Origin of the sequence: Parabacteroides sp. PM6-13 (assembly GCF_029892605.1) — a bacterium.
Classification (GTDB): Bacteria; Bacteroidota; Bacteroidia; order Bacteroidales; family Tannerellaceae; genus QVMG01.
Genome location: NZ_JARXWF010000013.1, coordinates 41,289 through 58,184, shown reverse-complemented (window position 1 = coordinate 58,184; position 16,896 = coordinate 41,289). Strand labels below are relative to the sequence as shown.

The window sequence follows — 16,896 nt, the reverse complement described above, 5'->3', positions numbered from 1 at the left end:
ATGCAAGAAGAGGAATATACATTCGTGACTATAGACAGTGATGACGCCTTAACGGAGGACGCTGTTATTATAGTAGAAAACGATGATGTAATCGAAGCAGTCGTTGTGGATGAAAACACCGATGAGAACTATGGCTTCTTTACATTGTCGGACGAGACGGTTATGCTGTCGGAGGCCGATATGCTTGACTTATCATCCGACGACTTAATTATTGACAGCTCTGACATTATTGTACTATGATCTCCATCCGATGTCCACATTGCCACGTAGGGTTAAAGGTTGATGAAGGAAAACTGCCTCCGGGCATTTTGTCTTTCAAATGCCCGAAGTGCAAAAAATCGATACCCATTTCTCTGTTACGAGAAAGAAATACGACTGATGATTCTTCGTCAGACACCACCCTCTTACAAACATCCAAATCAACGCTTGGGCAAATAACGGTCTTAGCCGACGAGAACACACAGGAGCAGAAATTCCCTCTGTATGAAGGCGTTAGCGTTATAGGCCGCAGCTCATCTGCTTCGAACGCGACAATCAGCATTGTGACCAACGACCGCTCTATGAGTCGGGAGCATATTCGCATCGAAGTAAGAAAAGAGGCAAAAGGAGGATATAAACATTACCTTTCAGATAATAATAGTAAAAATCAAACGTTATATAATAGCAGTTTCTTAGAAAAAGGAGAAGTTATTGTACTTAAAGATAATGATGAGATCATTATTGGCCGTACGGTACTTCGCTTCAACGATTAAATCTCGTGCCTGTTATGAATATAACGATTGGAAAGCCATGCGCTATTAGTGAGAAGGGTGGCCGGTTGAACAATGAGGATTCGCTTTATCCGCAACCGGAAACAGTTACCATCAACCAACGCTTGTTTATCGTCTGCGACGGAGTAGGAGGAGCAGACAAAGGTGAAGTAGCCAGCGCGTTGGCATGTGAATCCATTCAATCCTACTTTTCCACCTTCCTGGAGGGAGGGGATCCCACCAAAGAATTTATCCAGAAAGCTATTCAGTATACGGAAGCACGCTTTGACGATTATACCGAAGAGCACCCCGAGGCCAAAGGAATGGCTACCACATTAACCTTGTTGTATATTGGCTCCAAAGGAGTAACCATTGCCCATGTTGGAGATAGCCGCATCTATCACTTCCGCCACGGAGAGATCAAGTACCGGACAGAAGATCATTCATTAGTAAACTCACTTGTTCAATTGGGGAAAATCACTCCGCAAGAGGCAACGGTGCACCCACAAAGAAATGTAATTCTTCGCGCCATCCAGAGCACGACACGCCCCACGGAAGTAGATGTTGCCCTATGCCAGGACATCCAGGAAGGAGATGCCTTTCTCATGTGTACGGACGGTGTATTGGAAAATCTGTCCGACGACAAACTATCTGACATTTTCAAAAAGACCTCGGCAGCGGATGCCATTAAAGATTCCATTGTGGAATATTGCAATGGACGCACACGGGATAACTTTTCATTTTACATCATTCCCGTTCAACAAGTGCATGATAATGCAGGATTAAAGCAAAATCTTCTTTCTTTATTTTATTCTTTTGTATAATTAATGTACTTTTGGCAAATAAATAAGCATTGCCAAAGTAATTATGAATTTACCCTACGGGCACCTACTACAAAATGGAAAATACCGTCTTACTCACGTGGTGGGACAGGGGGGCTTTGGCATTACCTATAAAGGAGTCTGGAACACAGAAGTAAAGGGCTCGCTGGGTACGGTAGACACCGAAGTGCCTATCGCTATCAAAGAGTATTTCTTTAAAGACTATTGCTATCGTGACACCGAAACCAATGAGGTAAAAGTTCATTCAGAGACCGGGAACAATCTCTTCCATAAATTCAAGGAAAAGCTTATAAAAGAGGCGCGTATACTTTCGGACGTACATCATCCGCATATTGTGAATGTATTGGAAGTGTTTGAAGAAAACAATACGGCCTATATTGTCATGGAGTTTATCTCGGGATTATCATTGAAAGAGATGATGGAGCGGGATGGTGTTATGTCTGAAAACAGAGTGCTCCGTTACATCCACCAGATAGGCGAAGCACTTCAGTTTGTACATGACAAAAACATCCTCCACCTGGACATCAAGCCCAGTAATATTCTGATTGACCAGAGAGACAATGCCAGGTTGATCGACTTCGGTGTAAGCAAACGATACGATACCGAGCAGCAGGAGACCAGCACCACCATGCTCACGCTCTCCAAAGGTTTTGCCTCTATTGAACAATATGACAACGAAGGAACCCAGGTGTTTTCACCCTATCCGGATATCTATTCCTTAGGGGCGTCACTCTATAACCTGTTGACCGGCAAGATCCCGGTCGAGTCGATTCTTCGGGCTACGCGCCCCATGACGAAGCCAACGGTGATCAACAAAGCCATCTCCGCAAAGACAGAAGGTGTTATTCTGAAAGCCATGGAGATTGTGCCGACAGACCGATACCAGACGGTGCGGGAGATGATGAGTGTCTTAGATAAACCCTCAGAGGAAGCATGCAGCCCGACCGACGCGACGAGGACAACTGGAACAAACATCGGTAAAGGAGGAGATACGACACTTCTTTTTCCAACCAACACCCCGGAACAGCGAATAGGAGACACCGCGGATCAAACGATTCTGAATACCCCCCAGGAAGAGATCAAAAAGCCAAAGGGCAAGAAAAGAAAGGTGATAATGACTGCTGTTTTTGCTGTTATCGCTCTTGTTGCTTCTGCTGTAATCTATACGCTCTATATCCAAAAGGGACCGCAAACGACGATGGGAAACGATAGTCCGTCTACGACAGAACAAACCACGGAGATTGAGAATCCTGCCCCGGCGGAAGAAACAGAAAACACCCCCGTTTCTACACCGGAGAATACCTCCGGATCACCCCAAACGACTTCACAAACAGGAGATAACGAAGAAAAAGCACCTGTAAATGAGCCTCAAAGAGATCAGGAAAAGATTGTGTCGGAGCCTATCGAACAGCCGGGCACACCGACAACAACGGAAGAATCAGCCTCCCTGCTTCCTTCAAAAGAAGAACTGAATGCAACAATTTCCGCATTGATTGCATCAGCTAATAAAAAGATGCTTCAGTCGGATTTCAAAGGAGCAGAAGACGACTACACCGAAGCGTATAAGCTATCGCTCGATGATAACCTACTGGATCAAATCAAAGAGGCCAGCAAAAAGGCGGAAGAGAAAGATATTGAAGAAAAGAAGGCACAGTATAAGACGATGATGACCATTGGACATGGTGAGCTGACAGTCGTAAAGAAAATATCAACCGGTAAAATTGGCGCCATCAACAACGCGGGTATGGAGATTATACCGTGCAAATACCTTGTAGCCGACTGGCATGAAGAAGGCAGAGCTTTTCAACGGGAAGATATGCTTTATGATATATATGACGAAAATGGTAAATTGGTTCGCGAAGGCGTAATCTTATAAGAAATTATGAATAGAATTTGGATTATGATGGTATTTGCTTTGTCTGCATTCTGTTTGAATGCGCAACAACATGCAACGTACAATCAAAAAGGAGATGAAGCTTTACAGCAAAAAGATTATACCAGTGCCCGTATGTGGTATGGGGAAGGCATTGGCTATTGTGATATATACAGCATCGAAAAACTGACTGATATCTGGTTGGAAGACGAAAATATGCGTCCTTCTATGCGTAACCTGATGACACGTTGCCTGAAATGCTTGAATGATAAAGCTGAGCTTAACGACACGACAGCCATTAAATTGTTAGTGGTCTATCACGCGAAAGGAATTGCTACCCCAAACAGCGATACCATAGCCGAACATTGGCAAAACAAATACGAAGAACTGACAAATCCCTATGCGATTTACGCAAACAATCTGATTGCCAAAAAACCGAAAGAACCGATGTCTTTTTTTGCCGGTTATACCTATTCAACAGAGATGCCGGTAGGTTTGACCTTCGGCGGTCTACAGGAAAAGGCTGGTTGGTATGTCCGTGTGAGATCCGATCTCTCATTCAGAACTACGGACTATGCCTGTAAGCTGGAAAATGACGCCAGCGCGATTGTTGATCCAGATAACAATAAGACCTATCAGGCATTAGATATGTCGAATAAGAAAACCTCCTTTGCAGGTACGGCCGGTTTTATTTATAAATTCACGGATTGGTTATATGCTTCTGTCGGAGTGGGCTATGGAGAAAGAAATCTGTTGTCGCCATTCACGATGACGGATAATACGTCGGGTGCGAAAGAGTTTATCTGGTGTAATAATCAAACCTATTCCAGCAAAGGAGCCGTAGGAGAATTAGATCTCACGCTGAGATTTAATTATGTTTACGTCAGCGTCGGAGGTCATACAGTAAACTTTGATTATGTCGATTTGAATGCCGGTATCGGCCTGTTTTTCTAAAAATAGATAACAATGAAAAGGAATATTTCGCTTATATATATCGCTTTAGCCTCACTCTTCTTTGTCGGATGCGCTGAAGACCCCCGCATGCCCGGCAACCTGATAGGCGCAAAAGAACCGGTTGTTACCACCGAAAAGGTAGAAGGAATAAAAGCAACGGAAGTAACGGTATTTGGTAAAGTGGACAAAGAAAATGGAACCCAAGTGACCGAAAGAGGCTTTGTCTGGTATAAAGAAGAGACTCCGGAAGAGAAACAGACCCAGGCGGTTACGGATGGAACAAACGAATCTTTCTCTTTCAAAATCACCTCTTTGGAGGACAGCACTAAATATATTGTTCAGGCGTATGCGAAGAATAGTATCAATTATGGGTATGGTAGCACCCTCTCGTTTACTACGATCGAAGGCCTGGCCAGTGTGATAACGCTGGAAGCACTGGATGTTAAATCGACCTCAATAGAGATAGGGGGTGAAATCACCGACAAAGGCGAGGGTGAAATCCTGGAACGAGGTGTCTATTACGCTAAAGCGTCGCTCACCGAAGCGGGTACCGAGAAAGACTCCCTGGCAAGCACCATGGATACGGATTCATATACTTGTACCATCACAGAACTGGAGGCGCTTACTACCTATTATGTGCAAGCTTATGTAAAAAATAAGTTCGGCACCTCTGTCGGAAAAGAGATAGAAGTAAAAACGACCGACGGACTTCCTGTCGTGGGCAATCTGACCATAGATCATGTTACGACTACCTACGCGGAATTCAGTGCCGAGGTTACTAACCCGGGAGATACAGACGTCACGCTCAGAGGATTCTGCTATGGATTGTCGAGAAACCTTGAAATCGGGGCAGCCGGAACGGATACGATCCTGTGTGATGCCGGTGTGGGTCTCTTTACCGGACGGATTTCCAACGTCGAACAACAACGTCCCTACTATGTGAAAGCCTTTGTGAGTAATGCGGATACGCTTGTTTATAGCTCGGAAGTTGTCTCGTTCACTTTATTGAGTGAGAAACCAACGGTGGTGACGGCTACTCCTATTGTTGGAGACGGGACGGTAACCCTTGGCGGATCGGTTGCTGCTCCGGGAATAAAAGAAGAGGGGCAACCGGCCACTATCGTTGAAGCAGGTATCGTATGGTCAACGAATGAAAACCCGACGATAGATGATGATGTAAGAATTGATTTGTGGGGAACCAGCACGTCGTTCACTACGTATATAACCGATTTCCTTCCCGGAACCACTTACCATGTAAGAGCCTTTGCCTTGAATAGTGAAGGATATCTTTCTTATGGCGACAATGAAACGTTTACTACGGTGGAAATCTTCGCGACGTTGCCGACAGGCTATTTTAGTGGAGAGATACAAGTCCCTAATTCAGGAGCTTACCTGACGTTGGCCGAACGAAGAGTGGGGTATCTCGTAGGAGGTGATAAGAACTCCTACGGAGATCAAACCAATCAGTTCTGGAAATTCGATATGAATAGAGATAGTGAATATTATCTTACCTGGCAGGAAAACACAAGCCATCTCCCCGCGAAAAGGAGTATGATGGCCATAGCCAGCAATAAAGATGGTATTCATGTTTGGGGAGGCTTTAACACCCATCGACAACCGACAAGCGACCATTATTTTAATGTTTTTATTAAAAACAACTGGATACTCGCCGAAGATGTAAGCCCTACGCCTATGTATGGCTCTTTTGCCTGTTACCTGATTGATATGATTATGATTGGTGGTGTGCAAAGGACTGCGTCGGGTGACTCGATTGTTGCCGATGTGTGGAAACAACGTGTGATACAAACCCCACGATGGGTACAGGAGGCTGATTTCCCTGAAGCACAGTATAGCGGCTACGCCTTTGCTGTTGGCGACTATATCTATGCCGGATTAGGTTTGACCTCCATAGGTATGAATCCCGATTTCAGCAATAGGTTATGGTCAACCAGAAAAGCGGTGAACGACAGCGAAGTATTCAACTGGGAAGAGCAGGAGCCTATGCCGGGAGATTACGCGGCGAAAGCCGGGGTGGCCATCGGTTCTTCTATTTATATGATCGACAGCGAAGGATATATCCGGATATTTGACACCATAGCGAAGACCTGGAGTACAGCCAATTCACGGGTGCCGGAAACGCATCGCGATATTCATTGTGTATTCTCCGATGGCAAGAGAATGTACATAGGCTTTGGTTCAAACCGAACCACCATTTGCTACGACCCGGCATGGGATAGATAAACACCATGGACAAGAATCATATCCTCCAACAAATACTGGAAAACAGCGATAAACTGGCAGCGGCTGACCTGCCGGAATATCGTTATATCCCATTACATCAAAAGCCGTCACCATCGATCGCTTGCCTGGAAGAGGTGATGCATCTGTTACGTTTGGTGGTTTTCCCCGGTTTTTTTGGTACGACCAAAGAGGCACAACCCGACACGATCCGTTACTATATGGGGGTTTATCTCGAACAGCTATATGATCTTTTGTTGGAACAGATCTACCGAGGACTTTGTTTCGAGTCCGAGGCTTGTTGTGATTCAAAACAAAGAGCCTCCGAGATAGCTATTTCTTTCATCAACAGAATCCCTGAGATCAAAGCGTTGTTGTCGACCGATGTAAAAGCCATGCTGGACGGAGACCCGGCAGCCACCAGCGCCAGTGAGGTGATCTTTTCCTATCCCTCCATCGTAGCGATCCTGCATCAACGTGCGGCCCATCAACTCTTGAAACTGGGGGTGCCTGTTATTCCCCGTATCATCACGGAAATGGCACACTCCAAAACCGGCATCGACATCCACCCGGGAGCAGAGATAGGCGAATACTTCAGCATCGACCACGGCACAGGCGTTGTGATCGGAGGCACGGCTATTATTGGCAACCATGTACGTCTTTACCAAGGGGTTACTTTAGGTGCCAAAAGCTTCCGCCTCGACGAAGAGGGGTTACCAGTTGATATTCCCCGTCATCCGATTATAGAAGACGATGTGATCATCTATTCCAACACCTCTGTTCTGGGACGCATCACCATCGGCAAAGGCTCCGTTATCGGCGGAAATATCTGGCTGACACACGACGTTCCTCCCTATTCCAAAGTACTTCAATCCCGTATCGTAGAGGATAAATAGTATTTCTTTTTTTAACATATCATATTGTAAAGCGAAATAGGCGTTTTACTTTCATTTTGTCAAAATCACATTTTCGTCTGCTATTTCCCTCTGAATCATGCTTATTCTATGAAAGAAATTTGTATGTTTGTGTAGAAAAACGCAAACATAAATCAGTTATTAACCTTAGTTAAAGTACGCCATGAATAAAATTAAGACCTTAGATGACCTGCGCAAAATGCGGGAGGCTTTCAAAGCCGACATTGATCTTCGCGAAAAGAGCAACCATCCGGAGCAGATGATTCAGATCAAAATTTCTATGGCCACCTGCGGCATTGCCTCCGGGGCTAAAGAGATTATGAATTATTTTGTACAAACACTCAATAAGCGTCAGATTGACGCACTGGTGACCCAAACCGGCTGCATGGGCTATTGCTATGCCGAACCAACGGCTGAGATTATCCTGCCCGGCAAAGAACCGTTGGTGTTCGGATATCTTACGGAAGAGAAAGTCGACGAACTGATCAATCAGTATATCCAGCAGGGCATACTGGTCGACGGTATTATGCCGATCACATACAACGCGGTGAATCCGGAGTAAACAAAAATCCTTACTAATAGAAAACACATATGACGACATTCACAGATTACATACTGGTATGTGGAGGTACCGGTTGCCGTGCATCTCAAAGCGAACAACTGATCAATTCGCTGAAATCGGCTATCCTGCAGCAGGGATTGCAGGAAAAAGTACAAGTGCTTCGCACAGGCTGTTTCGGCTTTTGCGAACAGGGACCGATTGTTAAAATGGTTCCCGACAACACTTTTTATGTACAGGTGTATCCTTCAGATGCCGATGAGATCGTTCGCGAACATTTGGTTAAAGGGCGCAAAGTAGCCCGACTGTTATACACGAATCCGGAAACCAAAGAGCATATTTCCGACTCTAAACACATGGATTTTTACAAAAAGCAATACCGCATTGCTTTGCGTAACTGTGGTTTCATCAACCCGGAAAACATCGACGAATACATTGCCCGCGACGGATATGTATCCTTAGGCAAAGCCTTGACGGAAATGACGCCCGAAGAGGTGATCCAGGAGATTAAAGACAGTGGCTTGCGGGGTCGGGGAGGAGGCGGATTCCCTACCGGCATGAAGTGGGAAATCACCCGTAAGGTGGTTGCCGACCAGAAATACGTGGTCTGCAATGCCGACGAAGGCGACCCGGGTGCCTTCATGGACCGTTCAATCCTCGAAGGCGACCCTCATTCTATATTGGAGGCAATGGCTATCAATGGGTATTGTACGGGTGCTGATAAGGGCTTGATCTACATCCGTGCCGAATATCCGCTGGCAGTAGAACGCCTGAAAATCGCTATCAAACAGGCAACGGAATACGGGCTTTTGGGAGACAATATCTTCGGAACCGACTTTTCGTTCTCGATCGAGATTCGTTATGGTGCCGGCGCCTTTGTGTGTGGTGAAGAGACGGCATTGATCCATAGTATGGAAGGACAGCGGGGCGAAGCAACCAGCAAACCTCCCTTCCCCAGCGAACAGGGCTACAAAGGGCAACCGACCAATGTAAATAATGTGGAGACCTATGCCAACATTCCTGTAATTCTGCAAAAAGGTGCCAAATGGTTCAGCAGCATCGGAACGGAGCGCAGCAAGGGTACCAAGGTGTTTGCCCTGGCCGGAAAGGTCAACAATGTCGGCCTGATCGAAGTGCCGATGGGCACAACGCTCCGCGAAGTAATCTTCGGTATCGGAGGCGGCATCAAAGACGGAAAGAAGTTCAAAGCCGTACAGACGGGAGGTCCTTCGGGAGGCTGTCTGACGGAAAAGCACCTGGATCTGCCTATCGACTATGACAACCTGTTGGCTGCCGGCTCTATGATGGGGTCGGGTGGTATGATTGTGATGGATGAAGACGACTGTATGGTGGCTGTTTCGAAATTCTATCTGGACTTTACCGTAGAGGAATCCTGCGGGAAATGTACTCCTTGTCGCGTTGGAAACAAACGCCTACAGGAGATCTTGCACCGTATCACGATCGGAAAAGGAGAGGTAGAGGATTTAGAACTATTGAAAAACTTAGGGAATGTAATCAAAGACACCGCTCTTTGCGGGCTGGGGCAAACATCGCCCAATCCGGTCTTGTCGACCATGGAGCATTTCCGTGACGAATACCTGGCGCATGTGGTGGACAAAAAATGTCCTTCGCACCAATGCCGCAAATTGATCCATTATTATATAAATGCGGAGAAATGCCGTGGATGTACTGTCTGCGCCCGTATCTGCCCGGTGCATTGCATTACGGGAGAGCGTAAGATACCGCATGTGATCGACACCTTAGAGTGTATCCGCTGTGGCTCTTGTATTGAGAAATGTAAGTTCGACGCCATCTATATCATCTAAACAATACCATGGAAACAATTAAATTAACGATAGACAATAAAGCTGTTGAAGTAGAAAAAGGAGCCACCCTCCTGGACGCAGCGAAAAAGATAGGGATACGTATTCCCACACTCTGCCATTTGAATCTGCATGAGTTTGAATATAAAAACGAACCGGGCGCCTGCCGTATATGCGTCGTGGAAGTAGAAGGACGCCGCAACCTGGCGCCTGCCTGTAAGACCACCTGCATGGAAGGTATGGTGGTGCAAACCTATAGCCCCCGTGTGATCAACGCCCGTAAGACAGTGATGGAGCTGATTCTCTCGAATCACCCGTCGGATTGTTTGATATGCAGCAAGAATGAGAATTGCGAACTGCAGAAGGTTGCCTACGACCTGCACATGCGTGAATCGCGCTTCTCCGGCCATCGCATAAGCCATCGCAAAGACCGTTCGGAGTCGATTGTACGCGATATGAGCAAATGTATCATGTGCCGTCGCTGTGAAACGATGTGTAACTCCATCCAGACTGTCGGCACCTTGTCGGCTGTCGACCGTGGTTTTGAATCACTGGTACAAACGCCTTTCGACCGCAACATAGCCGACAGCAGTTGTACCTATTGCGGACAATGCGTGGCAGTATGCCCGGTAGGCGCCTTGAGCGGACGCAGCCATACGCAGTATGTACTCGATATGCTGGCTGATCCGACGAAAACAGTGATCGTGCAAACAGCGCCTGCCGTTCGTACGGCATTGGGAAATGACTTCGGATTCCTTCCGGGAACCTTGGTGACCGGCAAAATGGTAGCGGCCTTGCGTCAGCTTGGTTTCGACTATGTGTTCGATACCGATTTCGCTGCCGACCTGACCATAATGGAAGAGGGAACGGAATTGTTAGGCCGCCTGGGTGGTTATCTAAACGGGGACAAAGAGGTGAAGATACCTTTGATGACCAGTTGCTGTCCGGGATGGGTTAATTTTGTAGAAAAGAACTATCCGGAATTGAGCGATCACCTGTCGACTGCCAAGAGTCCGCAGCAAATGTTTGGCGCCATCGCCAAGACCTATTTTGCCGAGAAGCTGGGCATCAAACGGGAAGACCTGGTGGTTGTCTCCATCATGCCATGTCTGGCTAAGAAATACGAAGCCAGCCGTCCGGAGTTTGCTGTCGATGGAAATCCCGATGTGGATGTATCGATCTACACTCGTGAGTTGGCACGCCTGATCCGTTATGCCAATATTGACTTCCGCAACCTGCCGGATAGCGACTTCGATCAGCCACTCGGCGAATCGACCGGTGCTTCGGTTATATTCGGAACGACCGGTGGTGTGATGGAAGCAGCCTGCCGTACAGCCTACGAGGTGCATACCAAGAAAACATTAGGTGATGTTAATTTTGAATGTCTGCGTGGCCTGAATGGTATCAAAAGCGCGACAATCGATTTCGATGGCGTGCCGGTCAAGGTGGGAATCGCCAATGGATTGGGTAATGCCCGAGCCATGATCGAAGAGGTGAAGAACGGAACCTCTCCGTATCATGCTATTGAAATCATGGCTTGTCCGGGTGGATGTATCAATGGCGGAGGACAACCTTTCCACCATGGCGATATCAATGTGATCAAACGCCGGGCATCCGCTTTGTATAAAGAAGATGCCGACAAGGCACGACGCAAAAGTCATGAGAATCCCTATATCATCTCCCTCTACAAAGAATACCTGGGCGAACCCTGCGGACCGCTTTCGCATAAATTGTTGCATACGCATTATTACGATCGCCGTCCGAAGTTGCCGAATGGAAAGGCGCAAGAGTTGAAAGAGATATGCGCGCGATTCAACAATGACCCGGGCGAACTGATCAACGTACTGCATGCCGCACAGGGCAAGTTTGGTTATATTCCGCAAGAGGTACAGGAGGTGATTGCTGCGGAATTGAATATCCCCGTGTCGAAAGTCTACGGCGTAGTGTCGTTCTATTCCTTCTTTACGATGACACCGAAAGGGAAATACCCGATCTCGATCTGTATGGGTACGGCCTGTTATGTACGCGGAGCGGAAAAGGTATTGGATGAGTTTGAACGCCAGTTGGACATCAAGGTGGGCGAAACCACACAGGATGGTTTGTTCTCCATCGATTGCCTGCGCTGCGTAGGTGCCTGTGGACTGGCGCCGGTAGCCATGATCGGCGACCAGGTGTACGGACGGGTGACGCCTGAAAAGGTGAAAGATATCCTGAGCGATTATTACGAGAAAGAGGGATGATTTAATCTGTTTCTTACTACCTTTGTTTTTTGAACGAAAAGCAAAGTGGAAGAATATCTGAATCAACTGAATGAAAGTCAGCGTGCAGCTGTCACATATACCGAAGGAACATCGTTGGTAATAGCAGGTGCAGGATCCGGGAAGACCCGGGTCCTCACCTATAAAATAGCCTATCTGTTGAAGAAAGGGGTGCCTCCTTATGCCATCCTGGCATTGACCTTTACCAACAAAGCGGCTCGTGAGATGAAAGAACGAATCGCTTCCGTTGTAGGCGAACAGACGGCTCGCCGCCTCTGGATGGGCACTTTCCACTCGATCTTCTCGCGTATACTGCGCTCCGAAGCGCAATATATCGGCTATCCCGCCCAATTCACCATCTACGACGCCACCGACTCCAAGAGTCTACTCAAAGCAATCATCAAGGAGATGCAACTGGACGATAAAACCTATCGCCCCGGTATGGTGCAGAGTCGTATCTCCAATGCCAAGAATGCGTTGATCACCTGGCGCGCGTATGAGCAAAACCGGGAACTGATCGATATCGATACGAAAGGGAAGGTGCCACTTATTCGCGAGATATATAAGCGTTACCAGCTGCGTTGTCAGCAAGCCGGTGCCATGGATTTCGATGATCTGTTGTTGCAAACCAACATTCTCTTCCGTGATCACCCCGATGTATTGGCGAAATACCGCGGTTTCTTTCAGTATATCCTGGTCGATGAGTACCAGGATACCAATTTTGCCCAGCACCTGATTGTGCAACGCCTGAGCGAACACCATGGACATCTGACGGTTGTTGGCGATGATGCCCAGAGTATTTATTCTTTCCGCGGGGCAAATATCGATAACATCTTGCAACTGAAGCAGGTATACCCCGATTGTAAAACATTCAAACTGGAGCGCAATTACCGTTCGACACAGAACATTGTTAACGCGGCTAACAGCTTGATAAATAAGAATCAAAAGCAAATTCCCAAAACAATTTATTCAGAGAAAGAACATGGAGAGAAGGTATTCGCCTTTTCAACCTATTCCGATTACGAAGAGGCATACGCCGTGGCGGCCCGATTGGCTGAAATGAAACGGAATAAGGAGTATGATTACGCTGATTTTGCCCTGCTCTACCGCACGAATGCTCAGTCGCGTATTCTGGAAGAGGCCTTTCGCAAACGCGGCATTCCTTACAAGATCTATGGCGGTTTATCTTTTTATCAGCGTAAAGAGATCAAAGATGTGATTTCTTACTTCCGCTTGATCGTAAACCCGCACGACGAGGAGGCTTTGAAACGCGTAATCAATTTCCCGGCACGTGGGATAGGGGATACGACTGTTGGCAAACTAACGGCTGCCGCTTCACAACATAATGTAAGCCTTTGGTCGGTACTTCGTGAGCCTTTGGAATATGGTATCTCGATCAATAAAGGTACGGCCACGAAGCTGAATGCCTTCCGCGATATGCTTCTCTCCTTTATCAATTTCAGCCTGGAGAATACCGCCGAAGAGACAGCCGCCCATATTGTTAAGAAAAGCGGCATATACGCGCTCTACCTAACCGATCAATCGGTTGAAGGAACCAGTAAAAAGGAGAATATAGACGAATTATTGAATGGTATCGTCGAATTCGTGCAGGTTCGACGGGAAGAGGGAATCGAACGTGTCACCCTGGCGGATTTCCTTTCGGAGGTCGCTCTGTTGACCGATCAGGACAATGAAAAAGAAGAGAACAACGATAAAGTAACCCTGATGACTGTTCATGCGGCCAAAGGATTGGAGTTTAAGAATGTATTCGTTGTCGGGCTGGAAGAAGACCTTTTCCCATCCCAGATGTCGAAAGACAGCCCCCGGGCGATTGAAGAAGAACGCCGTCTGTTTTATGTCGCTATCACCCGGGCGGAGGAGAACTGTGTATTGTCTTTTGCTAAAAGCCGTTTCCGCAATGGCAAAACCAATGTGTGTTCGCCCAGCCGTTTCCTGCGTGATATCGATAAAGCCTACCTGGAATTTCCGGAAGAGACAACAACGACAACCGAAGAGGACTTCGCTACCGAGCGCAGCCGCTACCAAAAGCCAGCCTTCCAGTCACTCTTCCGGCAACCGCAACCCAAAGAGGAAGTGGCACTTGTTGAGCCTCCCACACGTTTCCGCAAAGTGGCCTCCAAGCCGTCGGCTGCGGAAGCCGCACCAACACCCTCGCCAGTTTCTATTGGTGGTTTGCAGGTTGGTACCCGTGTTCAGCACGAACGCTTTGGGGAAGGTGTTGTGTCAGCCCTTGAAGGAGAGGGGAACAATGCGAAGGCAACCGTCCAGTTTACCCATGCGGGACAGAAAAACCTGCTTTTGAAATTTGCTCGGTTGACTATTCTTGATTGATAGAGTCATTAAAGTCTTTAAGGTCTTTAAGGTCTTTAAAGTCTTAAAGCATTAAGATCATCCTCAAAGTCTTTAAAGTCTTTAAGGTCTTTAATGACCTTAAAGACCTCAATGACTTTTCCCCATTTTATAAACTAAACTGCACTGGCAAAGCATATCTCACCCGAACAGGCTTGCCTTCGCTTAGTGCCGGTGTCCATTTTGGAAAGGTTCCAACTACGCGCATAGCTTCTTTATCAAGAGACGGATCCACACTCTTCAATATCTCCACACTGGAAACGCTTCCGTCTTCCTCCACAATAAAAGAGACGACTACCCGCCCTTTAATACCATTATCTTTCGCTATCTGCGGATATTTCACATTGTCTGTCAGATACTTCAACAACGCCTGCTCGCCACCGGGATATTGAGGCATTTTTTCCGCCACCCGCAAAGCATCGCTCTTAGGCGAAGGAGTATTAAGACCCGAATCTGTCTTTTTACCTAAACTGAATTGTATAGGTATCGTGTACTTTACCCGCACCGCTTTTCCTTTATCTTGCCCCGGTGTCCATTTAGGAGAAAGCATAATAACACGCATAGCTTCCTCATCCAAAGAAGGATCTACACTTTTTACCGCTTCCGGATTAGTAATGGAGCCATCTTTTTCAACCACAAAACTAATCACCACACGTCCCTCAATGTCATTTTCATGCGCAATCTGCGGATAACTAATTGTGTTATTGAGGAACTTCAACAGCTCTTTGTCACCTCCGGGAAACTTTGGCATTATATCAGCCATGGTCAAAATAGGATCCTCCTGTTGCTGGATAGGGAGAGAGGTTGCTGCCACGATTTCTTCTGTCATCACAGGTTCTGTAGATTCACCTGTGACCATTCGGGCCATGGCATCCAGGTTGCTGACGATCAACAGCCCGGCAACAATGGGAATAAGTGCCAGGTATTTCAATGTCCTAACACGGTTTGTTCTTTTTTTATTCAACATACTAATTCGCTTTTTTAAAGGTAAAACACTAAAATAATTATATAGGTTTGCTGCAGCCAAAGGATGATCGTGCTCCATGCCAATCAGGTGATATTGGTAGTTTTTCTTATTGCACCCAGAAAGCATAACGCTTTGGTCTGCAATATATTCATGGTTTATCCCAATCTCTTTCTTTAAGAGCCATACGAAGGGATTGAACCAACAGATGACCGATATACATTCCGCTAAAACGATATCGAACGAATGGAATTGACGCACATGGGTATGTTCGTGCAAAAGTATTTCACGCAGTGTCTGATTATTGTATTTCTTGGGATCAATAAATATCCAATCAAAAAAAGAATAGGGCTCTTCGATCTCCTCTGAAATATGAACCCTGATGTCCGCCAACACCTCTTGCCGGCAACGTCTACGCGTGCGGACAACGGATAGGATCTCCGCCAGGCAGCGGAACACCAAAAGCACAACACCTATTACATATATAATAAGAAGAATCATCCTCCCTGTTTCCTTCCAATTGGTTGCCGCGACCTCTTCATTCGCTTCCAAGGTAGAGACATAAGCTATTTCATCGATCGGTTGCGGCGTATCCAGCCAGGAGGAGTAGGTGACTACGAACTCATTCAATGCCGGCTTTTCCGAAATCCAACCGTTCAGATCAGGAAACGGATAGATAAACGCCAGTAATAGAATGGCTAAAAGCGTGATCCGCCGTAACTGAAAGAAGGTGTCATTGCGGAATAATAGCTTATAAACCAGGTAGAAAACAGCGAATGCCAGGTTTATTTTCAGAAAGTATATCCAAGCTGCACTCATAATCGGTGGTATTTATTCTTCGTTTTCAATTTGATTCATTAGATCCTGCAGATCATTCCGTGAGAGTTTTCGGTCGCGTATAAAAAACGAAACCATCTCTTTATAGGAACCGGTGAAATAATCGCTTACCACCTTCGACATAAAGACACGCTTATATTGCTTTTCCTTGATAATAGGCGCATACCGGGTTATCACCCCCAATTTCTCTGCCGAAACATAACCTTTGCGTTCCAGGTTGCGCACAACAGACGCCACACTCGTATAAGGTGGTCGAGGCTCTTCCATCTCATTCAGTATATCCCGTATAAAACAAGGCCCAAGCTTCCATATATGAAGCATAATCTCTTCTTCCTGCATCGTTAATCGTTCCATAATCATCAAATTACTACTGTTTCGTATTATTTCTACGCAAACCTACTTAATTTAAGTAGATCTACAATTATTTCGTAGATAATAATTGTTAAAAGAGAAAAAACGGTTCGATAAACCATCCATTTTACCACTCAAAACCGTTTACCTTGAATTATCATTTT

At 46.4% G+C, this 16,896-nt stretch carries 13 protein-coding genes and 1 pseudogene; 12 read left to right on the top strand and 2 right to left on the bottom strand.

Features of this window, described 5'->3' with window-relative positions; genetic code table 11:
* The 12 genes and pseudogenes from M2134_RS12575 (at nucleotide 1) to M2134_RS12520 (ending at nucleotide 14,562) form a co-directional block, all read left to right on the top strand.
* On the top strand, nucleotides 1-240 hold the full coding sequence (locus M2134_RS12575) for a hypothetical protein (protein WP_280751664.1): 240 nt from the start codon (nucleotides 1-3) through the stop codon (nucleotides 238-240).
* The gene (locus M2134_RS12570; protein ID WP_280751663.1) at nucleotides 237-752 is read left to right on the top strand and encodes an FHA domain-containing protein; all 516 of its coding nucleotides are present in this window, start codon (nucleotides 237-239) and stop codon (nucleotides 750-752) included. The genes M2134_RS12575 and M2134_RS12570 overlap by 4 nt, the downstream gene beginning before the upstream one ends.
* Nucleotides 753-766: 14 nt before the next feature.
* Nucleotides 767-1,573: a protein phosphatase 2C domain-containing protein gene (locus M2134_RS12565; RefSeq protein ID WP_280751662.1), complete on the top strand. Its 807-nt coding sequence runs from the start codon at nucleotides 767-769 to the stop codon at nucleotides 1,571-1,573.
* Between the two features lie 43 nt (nucleotides 1,574-1,616).
* A complete protein-coding gene (locus tag M2134_RS12560) occupies nucleotides 1,617-3,467 on the top strand; it encodes a serine/threonine-protein kinase (RefSeq protein ID WP_280751661.1) in 1,851 nt (616 codons plus the stop codon).
* Between the two features lie 6 nt (nucleotides 3,468-3,473).
* Nucleotides 3,474-4,418 carry a hypothetical protein gene (locus M2134_RS12555; RefSeq protein WP_280751660.1) on the top strand — a complete coding sequence of 315 codons (945 nt, stop codon included), beginning with the start codon at nucleotides 3,474-3,476 and terminating at the stop codon, nucleotides 4,416-4,418.
* Nucleotides 4,419-4,430: 12 nt separating this feature from the next.
* Nucleotides 4,431-6,659, top strand: coding sequence for a hypothetical protein (locus M2134_RS12550; protein WP_280751659.1), 2,229 nt, complete (start codon nucleotides 4,431-4,433; stop codon nucleotides 6,657-6,659).
* Nucleotides 6,660-6,664: 5 nt separating this feature from the next.
* On the top strand, nucleotides 6,665-7,552 hold the full coding sequence (locus M2134_RS12545) for a serine acetyltransferase (RefSeq protein ID WP_280751658.1): 888 nt from the start codon (nucleotides 6,665-6,667) through the stop codon (nucleotides 7,550-7,552).
* Between the two features lie 181 nt (nucleotides 7,553-7,733).
* The gene (locus tag M2134_RS12540; protein WP_280751657.1) at nucleotides 7,734-8,132 is read left to right on the top strand and encodes a (2Fe-2S) ferredoxin domain-containing protein; all 399 of its coding nucleotides are present in this window, start codon (nucleotides 7,734-7,736) and stop codon (nucleotides 8,130-8,132) included.
* Between the two features lie 29 nt (nucleotides 8,133-8,161).
* Nucleotides 8,162-9,955, top strand: a complete 1,794-nt coding sequence (locus M2134_RS12535; protein ID WP_280751656.1) for an NADH-quinone oxidoreductase subunit NuoF — start codon at nucleotides 8,162-8,164, stop codon at nucleotides 9,953-9,955.
* Between the two features lie 8 nt (nucleotides 9,956-9,963).
* Nucleotides 9,964-11,712 (top strand): annotated as a pseudogene (locus M2134_RS12530) (NADH-dependent [FeFe] hydrogenase, group A6); the annotation flags it as partial.
* A 6-nt stretch (nucleotides 11,713-11,718) separates the two neighbouring features.
* Nucleotides 11,719-12,192, top strand: coding sequence for an NAD(P)H-dependent oxidoreductase subunit E (locus tag M2134_RS12525; protein WP_280751701.1), 474 nt, complete (start codon nucleotides 11,719-11,721; stop codon nucleotides 12,190-12,192).
* Nucleotides 12,193-12,237: 45 nt separating this feature from the next.
* Nucleotides 12,238-14,562, top strand: coding sequence for a UvrD-helicase domain-containing protein (locus tag M2134_RS12520; RefSeq protein ID WP_280751655.1), 2,325 nt, complete (start codon nucleotides 12,238-12,240; stop codon nucleotides 14,560-14,562).
* 127 nt (nucleotides 14,563-14,689) lie between these two features.
* Here the strand turns inward: M2134_RS12520 and M2134_RS12515 are convergent, their stop codons facing one another.
* Together M2134_RS12515 and M2134_RS12510 are read right to left on the bottom strand one after the other, a co-directional pair.
* Entirely contained in the window at nucleotides 14,690-16,363 is a 1,674-nt protein-coding gene (locus M2134_RS12515) for a M56 family metallopeptidase (RefSeq protein WP_280751654.1), read from the bottom strand.
* Nucleotides 16,364-16,375: 12 nt separating this feature from the next.
* Complete coding sequence (locus M2134_RS12510) at nucleotides 16,376-16,735, bottom strand: BlaI/MecI/CopY family transcriptional regulator (protein WP_280751653.1); 360 nt, start codon at nucleotides 16,733-16,735, stop codon at nucleotides 16,376-16,378.
* Between the last annotated feature and the right edge of the window lie 161 nt (nucleotides 16,736-16,896).

Bases quoted from the DNA above. Each gene is read 5' to 3' on its own strand.
- M2134_RS12575 (WP_280751664.1), top strand. From the start codon at position 1: ATGCAAGAAGAGGAATATACATTCGTGACTATAGACAGTGATGACGCC.
- M2134_RS12570 (WP_280751663.1), top strand. From the start codon at position 237: ATGATCTCCATCCGATGTCCACATTGCCACGTAGGGTTAAAGGTTGAT.
- M2134_RS12565 (WP_280751662.1), top strand. From the start codon at position 767: ATGAATATAACGATTGGAAAGCCATGCGCTATTAGTGAGAAGGGTGGC.
- M2134_RS12560 (WP_280751661.1), top strand. From the start codon at position 1,617: ATGAATTTACCCTACGGGCACCTACTACAAAATGGAAAATACCGTCTT.
- M2134_RS12555 (WP_280751660.1), top strand. From the start codon at position 3,474: ATGAATAGAATTTGGATTATGATGGTATTTGCTTTGTCTGCATTCTGT.
- M2134_RS12550 (WP_280751659.1), top strand. From the start codon at position 4,431: ATGAAAAGGAATATTTCGCTTATATATATCGCTTTAGCCTCACTCTTC.
- M2134_RS12545 (WP_280751658.1), top strand. From the start codon at position 6,665: ATGGACAAGAATCATATCCTCCAACAAATACTGGAAAACAGCGATAAA.
- M2134_RS12540 (WP_280751657.1), top strand. From the start codon at position 7,734: ATGAATAAAATTAAGACCTTAGATGACCTGCGCAAAATGCGGGAGGCT.
- M2134_RS12535 (WP_280751656.1), top strand. From the start codon at position 8,162: ATGACGACATTCACAGATTACATACTGGTATGTGGAGGTACCGGTTGC.
- M2134_RS12515 (WP_280751654.1), bottom strand. From the start codon at position 16,363: ATGAGTGCAGCTTGGATATACTTTCTGAAAATAAACCTGGCATTCGCT.
- M2134_RS12510 (WP_280751653.1), bottom strand. From the start codon at position 16,735: ATGGAACGATTAACGATGCAGGAAGAAGAGATTATGCTTCATATATGG.